Raw genomic sequence first — 22791 nt, 5'->3', positions numbered from 1 at the left:
GCCTCTGGAAAAAGAGGAGGGATGTTGGGGAAAACGGGGGAGGCGTCAAGGTCGAGGGACGGCCGTTGGACATGGGGCTCGCTGCCTCAGAGTTCTTGGGCGACTTGGCGGGCGATTTGACGTTGCAGCCAGTCGATGGACTCGCGGCCGGTGCGGCTGGCGTCGGGAGTGAACATGCGGGTGCTTTGGCTGAGGGAAAGTTGGGTGGCTTGGTAGCCGGAGGGGGATTCGGAGAGGGTGAGCTTGAGGGAGATTGCGGCCTGTCCGGCGGCTCCGTTGGTCTTGATGCGGAGGGGAACGTTGCCTTCTTGGTAGGTGGTGATGGCACCGGAGAGCACGAGCGCTGGGGTGGCTGGGACGGATCGGAGGACTTGGCGGAACTCGTCCTTGCGGATGAGTTCGGAGGCGATTTGGTCGGCGAGGATGCGTCCGACTCGGGGATGGTCCGATTCGAGGTCGAGCACGACGATCGTGTCGTGGCTGGCTCGGTCCACGAAGGGGTTCCACTCGCGGGTGCTGCTGCAGGCGGCGAGGGCGAGGAGCAATGGAAGAAGGGTCCAGTTTCGAAGCGTGTTCATGCCTAGTTTTAATTTGAAAACGAAAATGCCCTTTGGGGCAAAGCCAAGCGCTGCGGGATTTAGGCTTTAAGCTTTTAAACTGGGTTTGGACGACAGGGTGCGGAGCTTGGTTGAACAGCGAGAAAGGCTCCCTGGCTGGGGGCTATGGCCTGCCTGCGGGTTTCATAGAAAACGCACAGGAAGTTCACGCTGGTTTCATCCACGTGGTTCATGATCGGCGTGTGTTGATTCAGATGAGAAGTCAGGCGGTCGCCCTTTTAGCGGGTGAGCCGGAGCCGCTTTGGGGGCGATTGGAGGAGCAAGGGAGCAGGTTGTGGATTCAGTTGCTGACTATGATCGCTCTGGGCGCGGGCGTGTATGGAGCGACGATTGGACTGTGGAGAAGCCCGTGGCAGGCTTTGTATGCGGGAATCAAGTTTCCTGCGGTTGTGCTGCTCACCTGTGCAGGCAATGCTGTGTTGAATGGCATTCTAGCTCAGTTGCACGCGACTGGATTGAGCTTTCGCCAAACGACGCTTGCCATCTTGATGAGCTTTTCGGTGGCGTCCTTGGTACTGTTGGCGATGTCTCCCTTGGCTGTGTTCCTCCTCTGGAATACGCCCCCGCTGGGTTCGGAGGGAACGACTACGGGGCATAGCCTGACCTTGCTGGCCCATGTGGGAGTGATCGCGTTTGCGGGGTGGTGCGGGACGTGGCGCTTGTATCGATTATTGAAATACGTTGCTCCGACTGGAAATCGGGCCCTTTCCACGCTGCTCGCATGGCTTGCGGGCAACCTTTTGTTGGGAAGCCAGGTTTCGTGGATTCTGCGGCCGTTTATCGGCAACCCTAAGCTTCCGGTCGAATTCTTGCGGGACGATCCGTTCTACGGCGGCTTCTACGAGCAAGTATGGAAGTCCCTGATGCAATTGTTTTCCTAAAACTGTATCCAAAAATTATGACAAAAGATAGTGCTGAAAACGAAACCCATGATTCTCCCCTTGCTGCAAGGCAAGTCACGGCGACGCTGGACCCTTATGCGGAAGAGCCGCTAGAGGGGCGCGGTTTGCTCGTATCCTTGGAGTCGCTACTGAAGCGACCGGGTCGCTTGCTGCATGCCCTCAGAGGAAAAACGAGCAAGAGTGTCGTCCTTCCTTTGAGTGTGGTCGCGTGCTTTTGCCTTACGTTTTACGGGGTAGTGGTGGGCGGGCTCTCGGGAGGCGAGCAATTGTGGCAAGCTCCGGCCAAGATCGTTTTGGGAACGCTGGCGAGCGCATTGATCTGTCTGCCCAGCCTGTACGTCTTTCTGTGTTTAGGCGGTGTGGATGCTCGCTTTCGCGAAGTACTGGGTTCCTTGGTTGCGATGGTGGCGTTGTCGGCGGTGATGTTGATCGGACTGGCTCCCGTGGCGTGGGTCTTTTCGCAGTCGACAGATTCGGTGGCCTTGATGAGCGTGATGCATCTGGGCTTCTGGGGCATCGCCACGGCGATGGGGGCGCGCTTGTTGAGTCGCTTCTTGGGAAGCTCGGGAAACAGGGCAAGGTTGAAGGGTTGGATCGCGATCTACTTGCTGGTCTGCGTGCAGATGATGACCTCGTTGCGGCCCATCGTGGGACGAGCGGAGACAAGCCTACCGACCGAGAAACGCTTTTTTCTGCAGCACTTTATGGAAATGCTTGGCGAAGATGTGAACCGAGACCCAGGGATCTCGGCTCGCGGCAGGTGAGGGGGTGTCGCTTTGGGAAGCGGCTTTTATCGCGACGCGAGGTCGCTTCCTACAAGCTAATCGCGTGACAAGCACGCTCCCACACGCACGGTTATAGGAGCTTTAAAGTTCTCGGATGTGGACGTTGCGGTACCAGACTTTGTCGTTGTGGTCTTGGAGGTGGATAGAGCCGGTCCAGCTGCCGAATCCTTCGTGCTTGGCGTATTTGCTGGCGGCGAAGGCGGCATTCCAGGCGGCGCTGCCGTATTCGACTTCCAGGATCTTCTTTCCGTTTAGCCAGTGCTCGATGTGGTTCCCTTTAGCGACGATACGACCGCTGTTCCACTCGCCAACGGGCTTGATCGGCTTGTCGTCGGGAGCGGCGAAGAGGTCATAGAGCGAAGCGGCTCGGTGGCTGGGCAGCTTGCCGTCCCGGTGGTTCTCGTCGTCGAGGATTTGGTATTCGAGCCCGAGGCTGTCGTGGGCCCGATACTTGATGCCGCTGTTGCCGGCGTGGGAAATTTTCCATTCGAAGCTCAGTTCGAAGTCTTTGTATTGGGCGACTGTATTGATGCTGCCAGGACGCAAGCCTTCGCGAGCGACGATGCCGTTCTTGATGCTCCAGCCCTCGCCGATGGCACCGCCACCTGTTTTTGTCCAAGCGGAAAAGTCTCCGTTTTCGAAGAGGTCAGTTACTTGTCTTTTTTTTTTGGAGCGACGAGCTCCTTGACCTTGATGTTGCGGAAGTGGACTTCGCCTTCCTTGCCGGAGTGCACTTGGAGGCCGAAGAAGCCTTCGAAGTAGGTGTCGGTCTGGTAGTGGGCGGCGGGGATGCCGTTGACCCAGGTCTTGATGTCCTTGCCAACGGCTTTAATGGTGATGCGATTCCATTCGCCTTCCTTGAGGGCGTCGCGGACTTCCTTGTGGGCGTCAAGCCAGAGTGGATACAGCCAGCCGCCGGCTGCCTCGCCGTAGATCCCGCCGGACCAGCCGCGCTCGTTTTTCAAACCTTCCATTTCGGCTTGGGGGCCGTAGACTCGGCCGTTCTCGTCCGCTTTGGTCCGCCCTCTGAAGATAATGCCGCTGTTGCTGTCGACGGCCCAAAAGAGTTCGGCTGTGAATATGAAGTCCGTATAGTCGTCGCGGACGGTCGAGAGAAAGGTGTTCGGGGAGCCTGGGACGCAGGTGCCGACTATCTTGTCACCGGTGGGTTCGAAGGTGCAGGTGCCGCCGCGCGAGACCCAGCCATCGAGGTTTTTGCCGTTGTAGAGGTCGACGAAGCCTTTCTTGAGTTTCGGCTCCTTTTCGGTGTTGATGAGGGCGTCCTCGGGAGCGACCTTGAGGGTCTGCTTTTCGTAGCGTGCGATGTATTGCTGCTGGCTGTCCGAAACTTGACCAGCGGTAGCGATCGAAATTATGGATACGGCGACGGAGGCGAGTAGGGCGTTTTTCATTGTTCGGTATACAGGGTGTGAGGTCTTGGTGTTTAAAGGGCGTAGTATTGTTCCCAGCCTTTTCGAGGGGCGGGATCGAGAAGCGCGTTGGCCAGCTTGTTGTTGGTGATCTTTTTCCGATTGCGGCTGAACTTTAGGCTGCCGCCGAGTCGCTGGGCGATGCAGCCGAGGTTGAAGACTTGGGTTAGCGGACCGCTGATGCTGAAGGGCGATCGGGCTTGTTCCTCGCCTTTGCAGGCGCGTAGGAAGTTCAGGTAGTGGTTGGAATTCTTTTGCGGGAAGCGAGGCAGCTCGCGGCGCATGTCCATGTATTTCTCGTAGGGCAAGACCCTGAGGTAGTCCTCGTGGGAGCCGCCTTGGAAAACGAGATCCTTGGAGTAGATGATCTTGCCCGGCTTCTTTATCTCTACGGGAGCGCGGGAGGTCTTGCCGGTGGCGGGGTCCTTTTCCAGCTTGCCGTACTCTGCTTCCACCTCGGGGAGGTTCTCAGTGCCGTCGTACCAGGTCACGTCGCATTTCGGCATGTTGCCGCGTTTCGGGAAGGCGAACTTGATGGTGGAGGCCTGAGGGAAGACGAACTCGTTGGCTCCCTCGCGCTTGAGGGCGCTGATTTCCTCGGGAAGTCCGAGGTCGAGGAATTCGTGGCAGGTATCCAAAATGTGGGGACCCCAATCGCCGAATGCCCCGCTGCCGTAGTCGAACCAGCTGCGCCACTCGGCGGGGTGGAGCTTTTCGCTGTGAGGGTGCTCGGGAGCGTAGTCCATCCAGAGGTCCCAGTCCATTCCGGCGGGCACGGGTTGGCTCGGGTAGGCGGTTACGTCCTGGCCCCATCCGTGCCAGCGGCGCGGATTGTTCATATGGGCGGTGATGCGGGTGACGTCCTTGATGACGCCGGCGTCCTTCCAAGCTTTGAACTGGAAGTAATTGGCTCCGGAGTGACCTTGGTTTCCCATTTGGGTGACGACTCCGCTGCGTTTTTCGAGGTCCATGAGGCGCTCGACTTGGCCGAAGGTATGGGCGAGGGGCTTCTCGACGTAGACGTGCTTGCCCAAGGACATGGCCAGCATGGTCATGCTGAAGTGGGAATGGTCGGGGGTTGAAATGAGGACGGCGTCAATCTGGTCAGCCATCTCGTCGAAGAGCTTTCGGAAGTCGCTGAACTTTCGCGCCTTTGGAAAATTTTCCTGGATCTCGGCGGTGTGCTCGCCCTGCAGGTCGACGTCGCAGAGGGCGACGATTTCGCAAATATCGTTTTGGGCGATATTGTTAATGTTGGCCTTGCCGCGATTGCCGATGCCGATGCAGGCGAGACGGATTTTTTCGTTGGGCGTGCCGGCTCCCCAGAGCATCCGGGAGGGGAGGAAAGCGAAGGCGCCGATCGCGGCGGACGCTTTTAGGAAGTGGCGTCGAGAGAGGTCGGCGCGTGGGGAGATGGGGGCGGGTTTCATGTTTTGGACCTTGAGCCGTTTGGCGCTTGAATTCAATAGTTTATTAACTAAACAAATTGAATATTAGATTGAATGCAGGCGAAGTACGACAGAGGTGATATCAGGCGGCTAAACGCGGTAAGCGCTCTCAAGCAGCTGCGCGAGAACGGTCCCTTGTCGCGCGCTCAAATCGCGGATCGCCTCGGCCTGACGCGGGCGACCGTGTCGGCTATAGTCGCGGACTTGATCGGCGCTTCGCTAGTCACCGAGAGCCAGTACGAGGAGGGCGGCGTGGGGCGGCGGGGGATGTTGCTCGACTTGAATCCCTCTTGCGGGTCGATGGTGGCGGTGGAGTTGGACATCGACCGGGTGGAGGTCGTACTGGCGAATTTGGGCATGAAATTCCTCTGGCGGGGCGAATCGAGCCTGTCGGCCCCCGTTTCGGCAGAGGAGGGCTTGCGTCGCGCGGGGCAGCTGGTGGAGCAGGCAGTAGCCAAGTCAGCCGAGCTGGGCTTGCCTTGTTTCGGGATCGGCGTGGCTTGGGCGGGATTGGTCAAGCGGGCGACCGGGGAATTGGCCTACGGTCCGACTTCCGGCTGGGAGAGCGTAGCGATCAAGGATGAGTGGGAGGCCAAGTTCCGCTTGCCCGTTTACGTGGAAAACGAAGCCCATGCGGGGGCGATCGCGGCCCATCATCTGGGCGAACCGCGCGGGGTGCGGGACTTGATTTACTTGAGCCTGGGAGTGGGCTTGAGCTCTGGCGTTTTCGTAGACGGCGGTTTGCTGCGTGGGAGCCAAGGCTACGCTGGGCAGGTCGGACACACGCCTTTTGTCGCGGAAGGGCACCAGTGCAGCTGCGGGCGCAAAGGATGTTGGGTCACGGAGATCGGAGCCGCGGGAGTGTTGCGCAAGCTGCGAACAGCAGGGGTGGAATTGCCTTCGGGCGCTGACGGAAACCTGGACTGGATTCCGGAGATTTGCGCCATGGCGAAGGAGGGGGACTCGAGGATTCGAAATGTTTTGGCGGAAGAAGGGAGGCAAATTGGAGAAGGCCTAGCCCAGCTCATCCAAGTCTTTAATCCATCCCAGGTTGTGATTGGCGGGCATTTGAGGGACCTGCTGGTTTTGTGCGAGGAGCAGGTTCGCTCTACCTTGCGGGAGAAGGTTTTGTATCCAATGGGCAAGGAGGTCAGCGTTCTAGTGAGTGCCTCGCCAGAGGATCAGCTGATGGGGTGTTTGGCGACGGTGTTTGATGCGGTGATGCAAAACCCGATGCCAATTTCGGCAAGCTAGCCCGCTTTTGATTGAATTGACGCGGAAAGCCGCATGGCGAGCGCGCCCCCCGCAGGAACTTGCGGTCATGTGTCCGGCGATAGGGTTGACGAAAAATGCACGAAACGCTTCGAGTTGGGATCGGAGCGCATCGTTTAGACTTCTGTCCAATAGTAGCGGAAAATGGATACAGGCCTCTTTGCAGGGGGCGACTCGGCTCTTCGGCGAAGGCTTTGCTCGTCCGTCGGAAGCGTCTTCAGCGCGTCGCTCTGCTGTTGGATTGTGTGTGGCGCGGGTTGGCCCGATGGAGCCCAAGGTAAGGGGGTGATCCCTGGTACCGTACTTGGGAGGAATCGCAGGGGGCAAAGGCGGCAAGCGAGTTTGATGGGAAGGTCGATCAGCCACGGCGACCCCAGTGGTCAGACCACTGCCTTGGGTGGTCTGACCACTGGGAGCGCGGAACGTTTTTTTGGTGGGGTGGCATGGGCTCGTTTACGGGGAGCTAGTCCCGGGAGAGCAGGAGCTTTTGCAAGTAAGCTCCGACAATGGCTCCGGCAATGGGGGCGAGGATGTAGACGGTGAGCCAACCGTGTCCGTTCAGCTCGAAGGGGAGGCTGCCCCAGCCGGCTAGGCTGGAAAAGAGCCTGGGAGCGAAGTCGCGGGCTGGATTGAATCCGCCCATGGAGAGCGGCGCGAGCAGGGAAATGAGCACGGTGAGGGTCGCCCCGATGGCGAAGGGAACATAGCGTGGAAGGATGGCGCTGTTTTTCGGGTCGGTGAAGCCGAAGACCGCGAAGGCGAGCAGGCCGGTGCCCAAGAATTCGGCGAGCAGGGCGTGGGGAAGGCCGATGTGCGAACGGGCGGCTTCGGTCAGCGGCGCTCCTCCGGGATTGGGGAAGTATTCGCCGAAAATCATGGCGCTGGCTTCGCTGCCGGCTTGCCCGCGCACGATACCGTTGCTGGCCTCGAAAAGGGCGATGCCGCCTCCAAAAAGTCCGTATAAGGTGGCGGCCGCGAGGAAGGCTCCGAGAAATTGGGCGACCAAATAGAGGGGGACGCGTCGCCAGGGAAAGTCCCGCACGGTGGCGAAGGCGAGGGTGATGGCGGGATTGATGTGGGCTCCGCTGGCGCTTCCAGCAAGGAGGATGGCCACGGTGACGCCGAAACCCCAGACGATGGCGACTTGAAAGAGGCCGACTTGGGCTCCCATGGCTACGGCTGCAGCGACGCTTCCGCATCCGAAAAAGACGAGGAGGAAGGTGCCGACGAGTTCGCCTAGGAAAGCAGTGCTGTTTTTGGGAGACATGTGAGTTGCGGAAATGGGAAGGAAGGCGGCGGTTCGTTTCGCGTCGAACGGTCGAATCTCTTGCGAGCTTCGCTAGGTTTCGATTTGTCGCGAAGGATGCAAGTCCTTCGAAGGCTGCCCTTTAATCGAATCCGCCAGTGTGTGGTTTTCTATTGTTGGATTGCCTTGGAGTACAAGGGATTGCAACGATGTCGATAGTTGGAATGTTAATTTTGCCGACTCGCCCGCATGCTTCCCACCGATCCTAACGCCCCGCAACTGATTCCGAGCTGGATATTCGAGCAGGACTTTTTGGTCTTCCTCTCGTTTTTCGGATGGATGCTGGTTGGGCTTCTGGCGCTTTCCAAGCCCTTGTCCAAGAACGGGGGAGCGCGGCTGCCGTGGCTTTGGATCGGCTTCTACGCATTCTCGCAGGCGGTTTCTGACTTCTTGCGGACTTTGTCTTTTTCCGACGAGTTTTTCCGCACCTTCAACTTGGAAGTAGGCTTCGAGATGCTGGGCTACGGACTTCTGGTGGAAACGGCGATCCGCTATGCCAAGAAGGACGAAGAGCGCTACTTTTTTCCGTATTCCGCGCTGGGGGGCTTGTTTTTGGGGCTATCCATCGAAATCGGTGACCTGCTGTATACCTTGGTGGTGTCGTTTTTGGTCTCGGCTGGGGCGGTGTTTTGGGCTGGTCGCGTGTTTGCTCGGGCTGCGATGGAGGAAAAGCGGAGGGAACTCTATGCGATCGTAGCCGGTTTGGCGCTGCTGTTTCCGACATGGTTGCTGGCTCCAGGGCGCCTGGATGCGCTGATGACGGATCAGTCGGTCGCGTACGAAGATTTTCCCTACTATGGCTTCGACCTCTTGCTGCTGAGAATCGTGGCGGGGTGGACGATATTGGCCGGATTTTGGTACTATCGCTTGCAGCGCCGCATCGAGGACGTTGTGCCGCAAATCGGCAACCAGTTGCGTCTCTGGGGGCATCGAGTATTGCCGGTCGCCCTAGGCCTTGTGGTGGGGGCGAGCTTTCTGGTGACCAGCTGGAACGGGCAACGCATGAAGGATCGCATGTCGCAGGATTACCTGTCGCGCGTGCAGACTGCGGCGGTGCCTATGGACGTGGCGGAAATCGGTACGCTCGACGAGATTTTGGCGGATGGCCGTCGCCTAGACGGCGCGATTGCGGGGCAGCTGCTGGGAATCAAGCGTGTTGGCTCTGATGTTCGAAGCGTGTATTTGTGGAACGGGGACGGAGACGGAATTCGGACGGCGGCTTTCGAAACAGAACAGAGCGAGCAGCCGTTTTTGGCGAAGTCGCACCTCAAGCTCTCGGCTCTAGACGGATTCGACTCAGGGGAAGCCTTCTTGGCTGGCCCCTTTGCGGCGGGAGGCGAGTCGCTCATGTTTCTCAGCGCGCCCATACGCGACCGAAGCACCGGAGAGATCGCTTATTGGCTGGGGATCGACGTGTCCGGTGCGGCTTGGTTTCGCAACGTATCTCTTTCGCGACTACAAACGATCATCATTGCGGGGCTGATCATGGCCCTTGTGATCTTCTTCTTGTACTATCAAATCGAGCACGAGAGCGAAGCGGACCTGATTCTTGCGAAGGAGCGCGCGGAGGCGGGAGACCGGGCGAAGAGCGAGTTTTTGGCGGTGATCAGCCACGAGATCCGCACGCCGCTACAAAGCGTCCTTGGCTATAGCGATTTGCTCAAAGGGACGCGCTTGGACGAGAAGCAGCGGGCCTGTTTGGATACCATCCAGTCGGAAGGCAAAATCCTGCTTCGTATCGTACAGGACATCTTGGACTTCAGTAACCTGCGCAAGGCGAGCTTCCAATTGGAGTACGGACCGGTGCGGCTGCGTCGTTTGATCGAGGAAACCTTTCGTACTATCAAGCCGATGGCGGATCGCAAGGGCCTGAAGGCTCATCTCGAGATCACTCAAGAAGTGCCCGAACTCGTGAAAGCAGACGCGGTTCGATTGCGGCAAGTATTGCTCAACCTGTTTGGAAATTCGGTGAAGTACACCGAGGAAGGGGAGGTTTTTCTCAAAGCTTTCGTCGACGATAAGGATGACGCGCTTCCCTTGAAGTTCGAGATTTTGGATACAGGTGTGGGGATCAAGGAAGCCGACTTGGTCCGCTTGTTCGAACCGTTTATCCAACTGGAACATTCCAGCAAATTCCCCCGCGAGGGCGCGGGTCTGGGGCTCGCCATCGTTAACCGCATCGTGGAGCTGATGGGAGGCCGTATCGACGTGCAGAGCGAAGTGGGCAAGGGCTCTTGCTTTACCGCGTCTTTCGCCTTCGAAGCTTTGGAGCTCGAAGCGGGCGAATCGAATGAGCTAGCCGGGACTGAGGTAGAGGAAGAGGACGAGTTCCCCATGGGACAGCTTTATCCCCTAAAGATTTTGGTGGTCGACGACAACCCGATGGTGCGGCGGCTTATCTTGCAGTACTTGGAGGCCTTGGGCTACGAGGCTGACGAGTGCGATGGAGGGCAAGTTGCTGCGGACCGGGGTCTGGAATATGACCTGCTGATCATGGATCTTCGCATGCCAGGGGTCGATGGCCCGACGGCTGCGAGCATGTTACGGGAGAAGGGGGGCGCTGCCGAGCGACCATGGATCATCGCGGTTTCCGCCTCGCTGCAAGAAGACGAGGTCAAGCGGGCTCGCGATGCGGGCGTGAACGACTTCTTGGGTAAGCCATTCTACGCTGGCCAGCTGGGGGAAACGATTGAAGCGATCGCTTGGATCGAAGAGAAGCGAGTTGATCCGGATTCAATCGTCGGAGAGAGCGCAGCAGCCGCCCCGGAGCCTGAGCATGTACCTTTGTTCATTGGCCCTGCCAGGGAGGAGGAGCCAGAGGAGGAAATCGAGCCAGCAGCGAAGCCTGCGATCCCGCAAACGGTATTTGGCGGAATCGACAGCTACCCCGAAGAAGCGGTCAAGGCGGCGGTAGCCGAAGTGTATTCGAAACACCGTGACATGGAAGCGAGCGCGCAGAAGGGCGATTGGTTTATGGTCAAGGAGGATGCTCATTACTTGGCCAATACAGCGATGGCACTCGGAATTGATCAGCTGTATTTGGATTCCAAGGACGTGGAGAACGCGGCCCTTGCGGAAGACGCGGAAAAGGTCGCCAAAGGCCTATTGGAGTTGAAGCTGAACTTCGAGGCTTGGGAAAGCGACGAGTAGGAGGGGAGGGAACGCTGCGTGTTGAAAGGGTGGGGACAAGGTGGTGCCGCGCGCAGCGACACGTTCACTCATCCCTCCACTACGCTCCCTTGGGGCGGAAGGCTTTCATGACTGCCTCGTTGGTTTCGAAGCGGGCGCCACCGATGAGATCGATGCAGTAAGGGATGGCTGGAAAGACGGCTTCCAGGTTCTCTCGGATGGCTTTAGGCTTGCCGGGCAGGTTGACGATAAGGCTGTGGCCTCGGGTGCCAGCGGTTTGGCGAGAAAGGATGGCGGTGGGCACGTACTTGAGCGAGGCGCTGCGCATCAGTTCGCCGAACCCCGGTAGCATCTTTTCGCAAACGGCTTCAGTGGCTTCGGGGGTGATGTCGCGGGGAGCGGGGCCCGTGCCACCTGTCGTTACGATTAAACTACAGCCTTCCTCGTCGGCAAATTTCTTGAGAGTGGATTCGATTTGCTCCTGTTCGTCGGGAATGACGGCGTAGGAGGTTTCGAAGTCGGTGACGAGCCACTCTTTCAGGATTTCCAAGCAGGCCTTGCCCGGGATATCTTCGTAGATGCCTTGGGAGGCGCGGTCTGAGATGTTGATGACGCCGATGCGGGGACTATAGGGGGACATATTTTTTTTCGCAGATTGCTCAAACGGGTTCAGTGGTAGGCTTTAAGTCATTGGTTGTGACTAGTTGCGGAGTAATCGGAAAATCTTTAGCGTACGCTTCTTCGAAGTCTCTTTATTGGCTTCAGTAGCTGTATGCTCCTCGCTTATTCGAAGAAATTCACTTTGTGTCCGATCCTCCCAGAACTTGATTTCTATCCAAGCGAGGGAGTTCGATATCCATTGAAGAGGGAGACGGTTGATTACTCTATGCTGAAAATTATCTGTGGTGAGCATCGCTGCTCTAATGCTTCTTAGGCGTAACATGCTGTATAAGAAATATCCTGCTCCAACTCCGCTAAGGAATAATGTGACGTTCAGAATCCTTCTGAGAATGGTAAGTGGGAAGTTGCCGAGTCTATGCTCTTGAAGGTACTCAAAATCTTCTTTATCCCATAGGAAATCGTAGGCGACTAATATTGTTCGCTGACATGTGTCTCTCCATACTCTGGGAAGAATTCGTATTGTTCCGGTTATCCAAGATTTTTGAGAAATCTTATTGCATAACCAGATTATGAATACGGCAGGAGAAGCAGCTGCTTTGTAGGTGATTTTAAACGCATAAAATTTAACTGGTGCTCGAATCGCAAGCATCGTCGGGGTTAGTACGAGAGTTAGGACAGTAGCAAACGCAAGCCCGTAAGCAATGGAGCTAGCGAGTTGAGTCCACCATTGGGTCGATGGCGCTCCAACGGAAACGTGTCTACTGACGAAGTCCAAGTTGATGGCGAAAACCATGGGGACGAGGCCCAAAATCGTAGTGACTGTAGTAAGAAGGACCGGTCGTAATCTTTGGGCAGAGGTCAATAATGCTGCTTGAATCGGATCGTTTATAGATTTGCGGTGATGATTAAAGGTGTCGATGAGGACGATGTTGTTGTTGACCACGATGCCGGCGAGGGCGATGACGCCGATGCCATTCATGACGATCCCGAAGGGCTGTTCGGTGATGAGCAGTCCGATAAAAACGCCGAAGGTGGAGAAGAGCACAGCAGTGAGGATGAGTCCGCTTTGATAGATGCTGTTGAATTGGGTGATGAGGATGATGGCGATGGCGAAGACCGCGATGACGAAGGCTTTCTCGAGGAAAAGCATGGCTTCTTGCTGTTCTTCGTCTTCTCCACGGTAGTCGATCTTAACATGGGAAAAATCGATACCGGAGTTGGGTAGCCAGTCTTTCAACTCTTGCACCATTTGGGCGGGCTGGACGCCGTCCTCGACTTCTGCTGCAACGGTGTAGACGCGACGCTGCTCGACGCGATCGATCTTTTGCACGCGGGGCGAAGCTTTTTGTGTGATGAAATTGGATACGGGAGCGAGCCCGGAATCGGTGACAACTTTGAGTTGGCTGAGTTGATCGAGGTTACGTTCGTCGAAAGGGTAGCGGGCTCGGATTTCGACTTCATCGTCGGCGTCGAGCGGACGGTACTCCCCAATTTCGACGCCGTTGGTGAGCATTTGGATTTCGTTGCCGATGAGGGTGATGTCGGCTCCGTAGCGGGCTGCTTCGGTGCGGTCGACGGTCACTTCCCATTCGAAGCCTTCCACGCCGCGGGTGTCGGTGACGTCGATCAGCCCCTCGGTGGCTTCGAACTTGTCGACTACGATTTGGGTGGCGGCTTTCAGTTCCTCTGGGAAAGGAGAGCTGAGCTGAATTTGCACCGGTTTGCCGACGGGTGGGCCGGCGTCGGGCTTGGCGAATTCGATATGAATACCAGCAAGGTCCGCGGTACGTTGGCGAATCGTGTCAAAGATTTCTTTCGCCTTGGGGCGGCTTTCCCAGTGGGTGAATTCGAATTGAATGATACCGATGGTGTCCTCTGGCACGTTTTGAGCCCTCAGTTCAGGATCGGCTCGGGAGTAGAGGTATTTGAGGCCATCCACATCTTGGATACGGTCTTCGACTTGCTTGACCAGCAGGTTGGCTTCGTCGACGGAGAGGTTGCCGCGGGCGCGGATATTCATGCTGGCGAACTCCGGTTCGACCTCGGGAAAGAACTCGATGCCCTTGCCGAAGAAGCCGTAGACGACGAGGACTCCAATGAAGAGGCCCACCAAGGCGAAGAGCTGCAGGATGGGGTGGCGGATGACGCTATTGAGAAAGCGGGCGTAGGCGCCGGTGAAGCCTTTGAGTTGGGTCAAATCTGCCTTCTTTGCCCCGTCGAGGGCGTCGAGGGCGTCGTTGTCGGAATTGTTGGCCTTGCCGAAGATGGCCCCGAGGGCGGGCACGAATATGAGGGCCATGGCAAGCGAGGCGCTGAGGGTGGCGATAAGGGTTATGGGCAAGTATTTCATGAACTCGCCGGTGATGCCGGGCCAGAAGAGCAGCGGGGCGAAGGCGGCGAGAGTCGTCAGGGTGGAAGCGATGATGGGCAGGGCCATTCGCTTGGAGGCCTCCGCGTAAGCCCTGCCTTTGGGCAGGCCTTCGGCCATCTTGCGGTCGGCGAACTCGGTGACCACGATGGCGCCGTCCACCAGCATGCCCACGGCCATGATAAGGGAGAAGAGGACGACGATGTTTACGGTGAAGCCGATGGCATAGAGGAAGAGCACGCCAGCAAGGAAGGATCCTGGGATGGCGATTCCGACGAGGAGGGCGGAGCGCACGCCGAGGGCAATGATGACGACGATCATCACCAGCAAGATGGCGCTGATGACGTTGTTTTGCAGGTCGAGCAGCATGTCGCGGATGCCGATGGACTTGTCTTGGGAGTAGGTGACGGTGAGGTTGTCGGGCCAGAGGGGGCGGGTGCTTTCTACCAGCTCTTTCACTGCAGCAATGGTGTCGAGGACGTTTTCGCCGGCGCGTTTGGAGACTTCGATGCCGATGGAGGGTTCGCCGTTGAGGCGGGCGTAGGCGGCGCGGTCCTTGAAGGTGCGGCGAACGGTGGCCACGTCGGCGAGTCTGATGACCTTGTCCCCGTCTCTCTTGACGGGAATGTCCATTACCTCTTGGGCGGTTTTGAAAAGCCCGGGGACTTTGACTGCGAATCGGCCCTCGCCTTTGTCCATGTTGCCGGCGGCGACGATCTTGTTGTTGCGGGAAATGAAGGTGATGATCTCGCCTTGGGAGAGGCTGTAGGAGCGCAGCACGGTGGGGTCGATGATGACTTCGACCACCTCTTCCCGGTCGCCGATAACGCGAGCTTCCAGCACTTGGCCGATGCTTTCGATTTCGTCGCCGAGGTCTTTGGCGATTTTCGTCAGGGCGCGCTCCGGCACGTCTCCGGATAGGGTGATGACGATGACGGGAAACTGGGAGAAATTGATCTCGTGCACGGTCGGTTCCTCGGCGGCCTGAGGGAGCTCGGCGTTGGCGAGGTCGACCTTTTCCCGCACGTCGGCGAGAGCGGTGTCGGGATCGAATCCAGCGTCGAACTCAAGGGTGACGGAGGCCGAGTTCTGGGAGGCGGTAGCGGTCATCTCCTTCACGCCTTCTACGCTGGAGAGCTCTTGCTCCATGGGGCGGACGAGGAGTCGCTCTGCGTCTTCCGGCGAAATGCCTTCCATGTACATGGAGACGTAGATGGTGGGAATGGTGATGTCCGGGTCGGACTCCTTGGGGATCTTTATGTAAGCGAAGAGGCCGGCCGCCAAGATGAAGAAAAGCGTCAGGTTGACCGTGCGCTTGCGACTGAGAATGAGTTCGATCACTGCGTGTAGGGAGTGGGAGAGTTGGGTCCTAGCTGCTAGGTGGCGAGAAGGGATTTGGTTCGCTCGGGGAATCGCGGCGCAAGGCCGCTTCCCACGGATCCTGCATTATCATTGGATGCTGCTTTCTTCGACGGGGGCGACGGTGGCCCCGGGAACGACGAAGCCTTGGCCTACGGTGATGAGGGTGACTTGTTCCGGAAGGCCGCTGACCCAGACGCCATCGTTGTCGGTGCCGACGATTTGGGTTTTGTGGAAGCTGACCACGTTTTGCTCGTCGATGGTCTTCAGGCCGAGCTCGCCGTTGGTGTCGGCGCTGAGGAAGAGGATGGCAGGAGTTACCTTGTGTGCCATCTGGGTTGCGGTGGTGGCGACGATGTCGGCGGTCATTCCGGCTTCGAAGGAGAGGTTGGGGTTGTCGAACTCGAACTCCACGGTGTAGGTGCGCACGGCGGAGTTGGCAGCTTTTGAAAGGTAGCGGATACGACCCTCGAGCGTCTTGTCGCCGATCTTGGCGACGGCGGGGGAATCGGAGTCGATCTGTTGGATCTCGCGTTCGGTGGCTTCGGCAGTCACGATCATGGGATCGAGGGCGAGGAAGTGGGCGAGGGGATCGCCGACGGCGACGTATTCGCCTGTTTCCACGAGTCGATCGTTGAAGACGCCATCGTAGGGGGCGGTGAGGGTGGTGTTTTCCAAGGCGATTCGGGTGGCGGCGAGGGTGCTCTTGGCGTTGGCGAAGGCGGCGGCGGCTTCGGCGAAGCGGGTTTCGGATTGGTAGCCGCTGGAGCGGAGCTTTTGGGCGGCTTCGAATTCCATCTGCCTTTGGGCCAGCACGGCCTCGGCGGCTTCGAGCTGCTCGGGAAGGTTTTTCGGGTCGATCTTGATGAGGGGATCGCCGGCTTTGACCTGTCCTCCGCGTGGAGCGACGATTTGCAGGATTTGTCCGCCGACCTCCGCTTTGAGCACGCTTTCGCGGGAGGGAAGGGTTTTGCCGCGCAGGGTAAGCTTGGCTGCGAACTCCTCGGCTCGCGACTCCCGCACCCGTACGCTGGGAAGCGGCTTCTCCTCTGCTTTCTCCGCTTGGGCGGCAGCGGCGTCCTTTTGGGCATCGGTTTTCGCTCCGATGGATCCGAACAGCATCCAGAGGGTAAGTATGACGACGATGAGGGTCGCGATCGTGAGGTTGGTTTTCATCAAATGGCTAGGTCAGAGGGAAATGGCGAATCGGAGGTTAGCTTGATTCAGCCTCCCTTACGCAAGGAGGATTCGAATGGTTACGAAAAATGACTGCAGCTTGCGACAAAGGGGCTCAACTTTCTTTTTGCGAGATTGACAGTACAACCCCGCGCAACTGGGGTTCTCTCTAGAAAAGTTTGCCTCTCGTTAGGGGCGGGTTGCGTTACCATAATGAAAGAGCACGATTTTACGGAAGTTGTTAGCCTCATCGTCAAAGAGGATCCGCGCTATGCGAAGAACGGTTACCTCTTTCTGCAGAAGGCCTTGAACTTCACCATAGACCGGGAGCGCAAGCGTCAGGGCAAGGTAGTTACCAAGGCGGCCAAGCGGCACGTTTCGGGCCAGGAGCTCTTGGATGGGATTCGCGAGTATGCGCTAGACCAATACGGACCGATGACCTACTACATTCTAACATCCTGGGGGATAACGAGATGTGAGGATTTTGGCGAGATGGTTTTTAACCTGATCGAATACGGCGTCTTCAGCAAAAACGAGAACGACGCCCGGGAAGACTTCGCCGCCACCTATACTTTCGAAGAGGCATTCGAAAAGCCCTTCAAACCGAAGAAACGTTTCCTCAAGCGTCCCAGCTACCGCTCGATCGATTCGCTCTAAGCGAGCGACCGGCGAGTCTGGAGTGTGGATCGTTCTGAGCAGCGTAACCGTTTTTTTAATTTGCATTGCGGACGACGTGGAAGTCGTCCCTCCAAAGTCTTATCGCTATGATTGATTCTCCTAATAATCGCTCGCTGGACGCGGGACAGGCTATGATCGCTCCTCTGATGAAGGAGCCGGTTCACCGCTACCTCTTGGAAAACGGGCTCACGGTTTTGCTGAAGCCCGACAACGCTTCGCCAGTCTGCTCGGTGCAGGTTTGGGTGAAGACCGGCAGCATGCACGAGGATCGTTTTCTTGGTTCCGGCATTTCCCACTTTGTCGAGCACATGCTCTTCAAGGGAACGGATAAGCGTCCGGGCAAGGAAATCGCCCGCCTCGTGCACGAGTCCGGCGGGTATATCAACGCTTACACCACCTTCGACCGTACCGTCTACTACATCGACATGCCGGCCGAGAATGCGGAGGTCGCTCTCGACGTTTTGGGCGATTCGGTCTTCGCCTCGACATTTCCTGCGGAGGAGGTCGACAAGGAACGCGAAGTGATCAATCGGGAAATAGCCATGGGCGAGGACGACCCCGACAGCAAGGTCATGCATTCGCTCTTCGAGACTGCGTTCAACAAGCACACCTACCGCTATCCAATTATTGGATACAAGGACGTGTTTAACAAAATCTCGCGCAATGACCTCCTTGACTACTATCAGGAACGCTACGTGCCCAACAATGCGGTGCTGGTGGTATCCGGCGATTTCCAGGTCGCGGACATGCGAGCTGCGGTGGAAAAGCACTTTGCCGCCTACCAGCGTCGCTCCTTGGCGCCGGTCTATTTGCCGGAAGAGCCGCTCCAGCTTTCGGAACGTCGCTCGGACCTCTACGAAGACGTGCAAATCTCAAGGGTCGCGATGGGCTTTCAAGTCCCGGGTTTGACGCATGCGGACACGCCGGCTCTCGATGCCTTAGCTCTCGCGTTGGGAAGCGGGGACAGCGCTCTGCTGTACCAGCGCTTGCGCGAAGAAAAGCAATTGGTCCACCATGTCGATGTGTCGAATTGGACCCCTGGAAATGTGGGCGTGTTTTATGTTTCCATGGTTTGCGACCCGGACAAGCTAGAAGCTGCCTTAGAGGAGATGCGCAGCTATCTGGAGTCGCTTCAGGAGGAGGATTTTCCTCAAAAGATCGTGGAGAAGGTGCGGCGCCAGCTGCTGGTGACGGAGATCAATACTCGAAAGACGGCTTCCGGACAAGCTTCTCGGCTGGGCACGGCTGAAGTCGTAGTGGGAGATATCGGCTACGCGAAAAACTATTTGAACCGGATCTCTCAGGTGACGAGTTCCGATCTGAAACGTGTGCTTGATTCGTGGATACGTTGGGAACGATTGACGACGGTGACACTCAATCCCAAGGAGGAACTCGGAAAAGTAACGACCTTGGAGGGGCAAGAAAAAGCGTCTTTGGACTTCGAGGAATCGGTCTTGCCCAATGGCTGCAAGGTTTTGCTGCGCGAAAACAAGCGCCTTCCAAATTTGCACATCCGTGTGGCTTTGCAGGCCGGAGCTCTTTACGAGCCAGCTGGCAAGCAAGGCCTGACGGCTTTGTTGTCGACGATGATGACCAAGGACACGGAAAAGCGCAGCGCTTTGGAAGTCGCCGAGGCGATCGAAGGCGTGGGAGGAAGTTTCTACGAGTTCTCCGGGAACAATAGTCTAGGTTTTGCGATGGAAGTGTTGCCTTCCGATCTGGACCTAGCGCTTGACCTTTTGGAGGAAGCCTTGTTGCGCCCCCGTTTTGACGAGGATGTCTTTGCGATTGAGAAGGACTCGCACATTGCAGGCATCAAGGAGCACCTCGACGACATCGTCACGTCTGGTCGTCGTGCCCTGCGCAAGAAATTCTTTGGGGCCCATCCGTTTGGAGTTAGCGGTAGTGGTGATCTGGATACAGTTGAGTCCATCACTTTGGAAGACGTGAAGTCATTCTGGAAGCAGGTCGTGGTAGGCGGAAACGTGACGATAGGCGTTTCTGGGCACTTCGATGCGACAGAGCTGAAGGCGAAGCTAGAGGCGTTGCTCGAGAAGCTGCTTCCTGCAGCGCTGCCAAAGCGGGAGGTCGAATTCGCAAAACCTGCAGAGCCGGGCGTGCATCGCGAGTTCATGGACCGCCAGCAAGCTATCGTTTTCCATGCTTACCCCGGTCCAGGACTGAAGGCGGACGACTATTTCGTGTCCGAGGTTGCGGATGAGCTGTTTTCGGGGATGTCGAGCGAGTTGTTCGATCGTGTTCGAGAGAAGCTTAGCTTGGCCTACTTTGTTCGCTCTTCGCGTATCGTTGGGTTGGATACGTCGATGTTCTATTTTTATGCTGGTACATCGCCAGAGCGATTTGAGGAAGTAATTGTCGAACTGGATCGCGAAACCCGTCGCGTGATGGACGGTGTTGCGGAGGACGAGTTGGCTCGTTGCAAGAAGCGGCTCAAGGCGGCCAAGCGAATGAGCATGCAAACCAACTCCAGCTGCGCGAGCCAAGCTGTACTGAATGCGACCTACGGCCTTCCTGCCAACGAGTGGCGAATCTATGACGAGAAGATAGATGCGGTATCCGTAGATTCGCTACGCGAGTTCGCGAAAAACTATTTCGCCGCGGAGAATCGCGTGGAGCTCGTGATCGGGCCCAAGCGTTAAGGCGGCTTCCTATCGACCTTCCTCGCTGGCTAAGCGAGGAGGGTATTCTTCTGAGGATTCGTGAGTGTTGACCTCGCGGACGATCTATGGAGCTTAGGTTTTATGTTGCTCGCTCTTTCCCGGTCCGCTCGATCCTCGGTTGTGTTCTTTGCGTTTTTCCTTGGAGGCGATTGCATCGATACGGAGCTTCACGCAGTAGGGCAAGTGGCTGAGAAGGTCTCCTCTGCTGTCGAAGAAAAGTTGCTTCAAGCGTCAGCTCTGCAAGCGTACGGATTGGCGCGAACGGACGAGGAGCGGATCTCTGCGTTGGCCGTTTTGGAACCTCTGGCTGAAAAAGGAGACCTTAACGCTATCCTTGTGGTGGCGGGGCATTATTCCCTTTACCCGACTAGCGAAGCGGATCTTCGCAAGTCGTTCGAGCTCTACCTTCGAGGCGCGGAGTCCGAGGATCCGACCTGCCTGCTTTTGGTGGGCGTAAAGTACGGAGCGGGCGAGGGAGTGGAGGAGGACCGGGAAAAAGCCTTCGCTTTTTTAGATCGCGCCATCGAGGCGGGTTCTGCAGAGGCCTACAAGGCCAAGGCGCATTTGTTGTTGAAGCCTGAAACTTTTGAGGAGGCGAAAGCTCTTTTGTGGAGAGCCTGCGAATTGGGGGTGGTTGATGCCCACGCGTACCTCGGGGACATCTTCTACTACGGCGAGTTTTGTGAGGCTGATCCTGTATTGGCTCTCGCTCACTTCGAAAAAGCGATGGAGGGCGGAGATGCTTATTCGGCGGTGATGGTAGGCGACTGTTATTTGCAAGGATTGGGTGGGGGCAAGGACAGCTCCAAGGCTTATTCCGCATTCATCCGGGCCAAGGAGTTGGGAGATGCGAGGGCCTGGAACCGTCTCGGGCGAATGTACCTGTTTGGGGAGGGGGTGAGTTTCGACATTGAGTTGTCGGTTGCCCATTTCAGGAAAGGAATCGAAGTAGGGGATCGGGAGAGTATGATTTGGCTAGGTGTGGCCTATTCTGTACCCGGAGCCGACTTTGAGGATACCGAAGAGTGTTTTCTCTGGACCTATGTCGCGGGAGAAATGGGAGTCGAGACGGCGCGCAGCCACAACCAAGATTTGGCTGCTTATCTGAGTTCCAAGGCTCGAGAGGAGCTTAAAGCCAAGGCTGCCCCGATAATCGCTCAGCTCAAGGAGGGCGCTCCTTGATTCCGATTGCTCAGAAGCTCACGAGTGCAGCAGTTTGGCGGCGACTCCGAAGCGGAGGTTGAATTCAGTGAAGTAGAGGCGTTCGCAACCGAGGTGTTTGAGAGACGCCTCCAGGGTGGCCATCGCAGTTGGAAAAATGTCGGCTCGGCTGGCGGGAATTCCGTATTTCTTGACCCGTTCGTTGAGGGGCAGGTCGCAAATGTGATGGGCGATCTTGCGGAACTCCTTGAAGTGGAGTCCTCCATCCAGCTTTTTTCCGCTTAAGGCTTCCGCGAGGTGCTTGGCTGCTCCTCCGGTGAGCACCGCAACCTCGGAAGGACTGGAGTTCGCGGGAAATTTGGACGCGAGCCAGCATTCTTTAACGTAGTTGGTGATCTTGGCGCGATTGCTGGAGTCCAAGGGGACCTCGCGGTTGGCGATCAGCATGGAAGCGAGTCTCACGGACCCGAGTTGCAGGCTTTGGGCGTCCCTCAGTCTCCCGTTCAGAAACTGGATACACTCGAGGCTTCCTCCTCCGAGGTCCAGAAGTGAAAAGGAATCGAGGTGCGATAGTGCGGGGTCGCACTTGAGGGCCTCGCCGATGAAAGCGGCTTCCTCGTCGCCGGAAAGGATACGCAGCTCGTGGCCGCAGGCTTTCTCCACGGCGTTCACGAATTCCTGCTTGTTGGAGGCGTCCCGTACCGCGGAGGTGGCGACGATGCAAAGGGAGTCGCAGTCGGCTGCGGCTTTGACGAGGCGGGCGATGGCGGCTGAGCCACGAGCAATCGCTTCTTTGTCAATAACAGGAGGGTGTCCTGTCATGCCTTCGCCAATACGCGTTTCTTCGACCACGAAGGTAACTTTTTCGGCGGGCAGGGTCTTGCCCGGTTTTGCGATCAGCAGTTTGATCGTGTTGGAACCTACGTCGATGACGCCGACTGATTTCATGCGGGAGATAGGGATTTGTTTTTGCCCAGGATAGCTTCGAAGGAAGGTGTGGAGTTTGCGGCGTGGCGGCGCTTGCCAGCCTTACAATTCGTATCCGTCGGGAGCGATGAGGACGACGAATTCGCCTTTCTTGCTGGCGGTGGCCATTTGTTCGCGGATTTGGGAAATGGGGCCGCTGCGGATGGTTTCGAATTTCTTGGTGAGCTCGCGGCCGATGCAGACTACGCGCTGGGGACCGAGCACGTCTTCAAGTTCGGCGGTCATCTTCTCGATGCGGTGGGTAGATTCGTAGAGCGCGATGGTGTGCTTGAAATCTCGATACTCTTCGAAGAAGCGACGGCGGGCGGCTGACTTGGGTGGTAAGAATCCGGCGAAGAAGAAGGCATCGGTGGGGAGTCCGCTGACGCTAAGGAGGGACGTTAGGGCGCAGGCTCCGGGCACGGGGATGACGGGGAGACCGAGCCGTTGGCATTCGCGAGCCGCTCGAAAGCCGGGATCGGAGATGGCGGGAGTTCCGGCGTCGGACACGAGGGCGACGGATTCGCCAGCTTGCAGTTTGGCTACGATGGAGTCGGCGGCCCGTTTTTCGTTGTGGTCGTGGTAGGCGAAAAGAGGGCGGCGTATGTCGAGTCGCGTGAGCATTGCCCCCGTGGTGCGGGTGTCCTCGCAAGCGATGCAGTCGACCTTGGAGAGCAGGGCGAGGGCGCGTTCAGAGATGTCGGCGAGGTTTCCGATGGGAGTGGCGACCACGTATAGGTGGCCGGGTTCGGGAGTGAGGGAGGGATTGTCGGAGGACATTTCTGTTAAGGCGCGGACTTGTGACGCCCGCGGAGCGGAGGTCCCGCCTTGTTTGAGTTTTGCAAAAAAAAGTCGGATCCCTTGCGAGATCCGCTACTTGTTTTCGAATCTC

At 57.5% G+C, this 22791-nt stretch carries 17 protein-coding genes; 7 read left to right on the top strand and 10 right to left on the bottom strand.

What is annotated here, in order from left to right; genetic code table 11:
* Positions 1–86: 86 nt before the first annotated feature.
* A complete protein-coding gene (locus IEN85_RS09020) occupies positions 87–578 on the bottom strand; it encodes a hypothetical protein (protein WP_191616770.1) in 492 nt (163 codons plus the stop codon).
* A gap of 332 nt (positions 579–910) precedes the next feature.
* Here IEN85_RS09020 and IEN85_RS09015 point away from each other — a divergent pair, with 332 nt between their 5' ends.
* Both IEN85_RS09015 and IEN85_RS09010 read left to right on the top strand, forming a co-directional pair.
* Positions 911–1498 carry a hypothetical protein gene (locus IEN85_RS09015; protein WP_191616769.1) on the top strand — a complete coding sequence of 196 codons (588 nt, stop codon included), beginning with the start codon at positions 911–913 and terminating at the stop codon, positions 1496–1498.
* 17 nt (positions 1499–1515) lie between these two features.
* A complete protein-coding gene (locus tag IEN85_RS09010; protein WP_191616768.1) occupies positions 1516–2283 on the top strand; it encodes a hypothetical protein in 768 nt (255 codons plus the stop codon).
* A 102-nt stretch (positions 2284–2385) separates the two neighbouring features.
* On the opposite strand, the gene IEN85_RS09005 is transcribed toward IEN85_RS09010, so the two are convergent.
* Genes IEN85_RS09005 through IEN85_RS08995 form a run of 3 tightly spaced genes read right to left on the bottom strand, consistent with a single transcriptional unit; the run spans position 2386 to position 5164 of the window.
* Positions 2386–2898 (bottom strand): 3-keto-disaccharide hydrolase, encoded by a 513-nt coding sequence (locus tag IEN85_RS09005; RefSeq protein WP_309028744.1) that lies wholly within the window; start codon positions 2896–2898, stop codon positions 2386–2388.
* A 56-nt stretch (positions 2899–2954) separates the two neighbouring features.
* Positions 2955–3716 (bottom strand): 3-keto-disaccharide hydrolase, encoded by a 762-nt coding sequence (locus IEN85_RS09000; protein ID WP_191616767.1) that lies wholly within the window; start codon positions 3714–3716, stop codon positions 2955–2957.
* 32 nt (positions 3717–3748) lie between these two features.
* Positions 3749–5164, bottom strand: a complete 1416-nt coding sequence (locus tag IEN85_RS08995; RefSeq protein WP_191616766.1) for a Gfo/Idh/MocA family oxidoreductase — start codon at positions 5162–5164, stop codon at positions 3749–3751.
* 72 nt (positions 5165–5236) lie between these two features.
* Between IEN85_RS08995 and IEN85_RS08990 the strand changes: the two genes are divergently transcribed.
* Positions 5237–6436 carry an ROK family transcriptional regulator gene (locus tag IEN85_RS08990; RefSeq protein WP_191616765.1) on the top strand — a complete coding sequence of 400 codons (1200 nt, stop codon included), beginning with the start codon at positions 5237–5239 and terminating at the stop codon, positions 6434–6436.
* Between the two features lie 481 nt (positions 6437–6917).
* Here the strand turns inward: IEN85_RS08990 and IEN85_RS08985 are convergent, their stop codons facing one another.
* Positions 6918–7721 (bottom strand): MIP/aquaporin family protein, encoded by an 804-nt coding sequence (locus IEN85_RS08985; RefSeq protein ID WP_191616764.1) that lies wholly within the window; start codon positions 7719–7721, stop codon positions 6918–6920.
* 228 nt (positions 7722–7949) lie between these two features.
* Here IEN85_RS08985 and IEN85_RS08980 point away from each other — a divergent pair, with 228 nt between their 5' ends.
* On the top strand, positions 7950–10910 hold the full coding sequence (locus IEN85_RS08980) for an ATP-binding protein (RefSeq protein ID WP_191616763.1): 2961 nt from the start codon (positions 7950–7952) through the stop codon (positions 10908–10910).
* A gap of 79 nt (positions 10911–10989) precedes the next feature.
* Here IEN85_RS08980 and mog read toward each other — a convergent pair whose 3' ends face one another.
* From mog to IEN85_RS08965, 3 genes are all read right to left on the bottom strand, one after another.
* Positions 10990–11529 (bottom strand): molybdopterin adenylyltransferase, encoded by a 540-nt coding sequence (mog, locus tag IEN85_RS08975; RefSeq protein WP_191616762.1) that lies wholly within the window; start codon positions 11527–11529, stop codon positions 10990–10992.
* Between the two features lie 60 nt (positions 11530–11589).
* Positions 11590–15219, bottom strand: a complete 3630-nt coding sequence (locus IEN85_RS08970; RefSeq protein WP_318186598.1) for an efflux RND transporter permease subunit — start codon at positions 15217–15219, stop codon at positions 11590–11592.
* Between the two features lie 108 nt (positions 15220–15327).
* The gene (locus IEN85_RS08965; RefSeq protein WP_191616761.1) at positions 15328–16413 is read right to left on the bottom strand and encodes an efflux RND transporter periplasmic adaptor subunit; all 1086 of its coding nucleotides are present in this window, start codon (positions 16411–16413) and stop codon (positions 15328–15330) included.
* A 213-nt stretch (positions 16414–16626) separates the two neighbouring features.
* Between IEN85_RS08965 and IEN85_RS08960 the strand changes: the two genes are divergently transcribed.
* The 3 genes from IEN85_RS08960 (at position 16627) to IEN85_RS08950 (ending at position 20954) form a co-directional block, all read left to right on the top strand.
* Positions 16627–17070 carry a Minf_1886 family protein gene (locus IEN85_RS08960; protein WP_191616760.1) on the top strand — a complete coding sequence of 148 codons (444 nt, stop codon included), beginning with the start codon at positions 16627–16629 and terminating at the stop codon, positions 17068–17070.
* Between the two features lie 107 nt (positions 17071–17177).
* Positions 17178–19751, top strand: a complete 2574-nt coding sequence (locus IEN85_RS08955) for a M16 family metallopeptidase (protein WP_191616759.1) — start codon at positions 17178–17180, stop codon at positions 19749–19751.
* A 204-nt stretch (positions 19752–19955) separates the two neighbouring features.
* On the top strand, positions 19956–20954 hold the full coding sequence (locus IEN85_RS08950) for a tetratricopeptide repeat protein (protein ID WP_191616758.1): 999 nt from the start codon (positions 19956–19958) through the stop codon (positions 20952–20954).
* An 18-nt stretch (positions 20955–20972) separates the two neighbouring features.
* Here IEN85_RS08950 and IEN85_RS08945 read toward each other — a convergent pair whose 3' ends face one another.
* Positions 20973–21881 (bottom strand): Ppx/GppA phosphatase family protein, encoded by a 909-nt coding sequence (locus IEN85_RS08945; RefSeq protein ID WP_191616757.1) that lies wholly within the window; start codon positions 21879–21881, stop codon positions 20973–20975.
* A gap of 81 nt (positions 21882–21962) precedes the next feature.
* Positions 21963–22679 (bottom strand): 16S rRNA (cytidine(1402)-2'-O)-methyltransferase, encoded by a 717-nt coding sequence (gene rsmI, locus IEN85_RS08940; RefSeq protein WP_191616756.1) that lies wholly within the window; start codon positions 22677–22679, stop codon positions 21963–21965.
* Positions 22680–22791: the final 112 nt, after the last annotated feature.

Source organism: Pelagicoccus enzymogenes (assembly GCF_014803405.1).
In the GTDB taxonomy this organism is placed as follows: domain Bacteria; phylum Verrucomicrobiota; class Verrucomicrobiia; order Opitutales; family Opitutaceae; genus Pelagicoccus; species Pelagicoccus enzymogenes.
Note: the sequence above shows the minus strand (reverse complement) of the source record. Positions and strands in the feature narration are given on the sequence as shown.

Excerpts from the sequence above, each read along its gene's own strand:
- IEN85_RS09020 (WP_191616770.1), bottom strand. The coding sequence starts at position 578 with ATGAACACGCTTCGAAACTGGACCCTTCTTCCATTGCTCCTCGCCCTC.
- IEN85_RS09015 (WP_191616769.1), top strand. The coding sequence starts at position 911 with ATGATCGCTCTGGGCGCGGGCGTGTATGGAGCGACGATTGGACTGTGG.
- IEN85_RS09010 (WP_191616768.1), top strand. The coding sequence starts at position 1,516 with ATGACAAAAGATAGTGCTGAAAACGAAACCCATGATTCTCCCCTTGCT.
- IEN85_RS09000 (WP_191616767.1), bottom strand. The coding sequence starts at position 3,716 with ATGAAAAACGCCCTACTCGCCTCCGTCGCCGTATCCATAATTTCGATC.
- IEN85_RS08995 (WP_191616766.1), bottom strand. The coding sequence starts at position 5,164 with ATGAAACCCGCCCCCATCTCCCCACGCGCCGACCTCTCTCGACGCCAC.
- IEN85_RS08990 (WP_191616765.1), top strand. The coding sequence starts at position 5,237 with ATGCAGGCGAAGTACGACAGAGGTGATATCAGGCGGCTAAACGCGGTA.
- IEN85_RS08985 (WP_191616764.1), bottom strand. The coding sequence starts at position 7,721 with ATGTCTCCCAAAAACAGCACTGCTTTCCTAGGCGAACTCGTCGGCACC.
- IEN85_RS08980 (WP_191616763.1), top strand. The coding sequence starts at position 7,950 with ATGCTTCCCACCGATCCTAACGCCCCGCAACTGATTCCGAGCTGGATA.
- mog (WP_191616762.1), bottom strand. The coding sequence starts at position 11,529 with ATGTCCCCCTATAGTCCCCGCATCGGCGTCATCAACATCTCAGACCGC.
- IEN85_RS08965 (WP_191616761.1), bottom strand. The coding sequence starts at position 16,413 with ATGAAAACCAACCTCACGATCGCGACCCTCATCGTCGTCATACTTACC.
- IEN85_RS08960 (WP_191616760.1), top strand. The coding sequence starts at position 16,627 with ATGAAAGAGCACGATTTTACGGAAGTTGTTAGCCTCATCGTCAAAGAG.
- IEN85_RS08955 (WP_191616759.1), top strand. The coding sequence starts at position 17,178 with ATGATTGATTCTCCTAATAATCGCTCGCTGGACGCGGGACAGGCTATG.
- IEN85_RS08945 (WP_191616757.1), bottom strand. The coding sequence starts at position 21,881 with ATGAAATCAGTCGGCGTCATCGACGTAGGTTCCAACACGATCAAACTG.
- rsmI (WP_191616756.1), bottom strand. The coding sequence starts at position 22,679 with ATGTCCTCCGACAATCCCTCCCTCACTCCCGAACCCGGCCACCTATAC.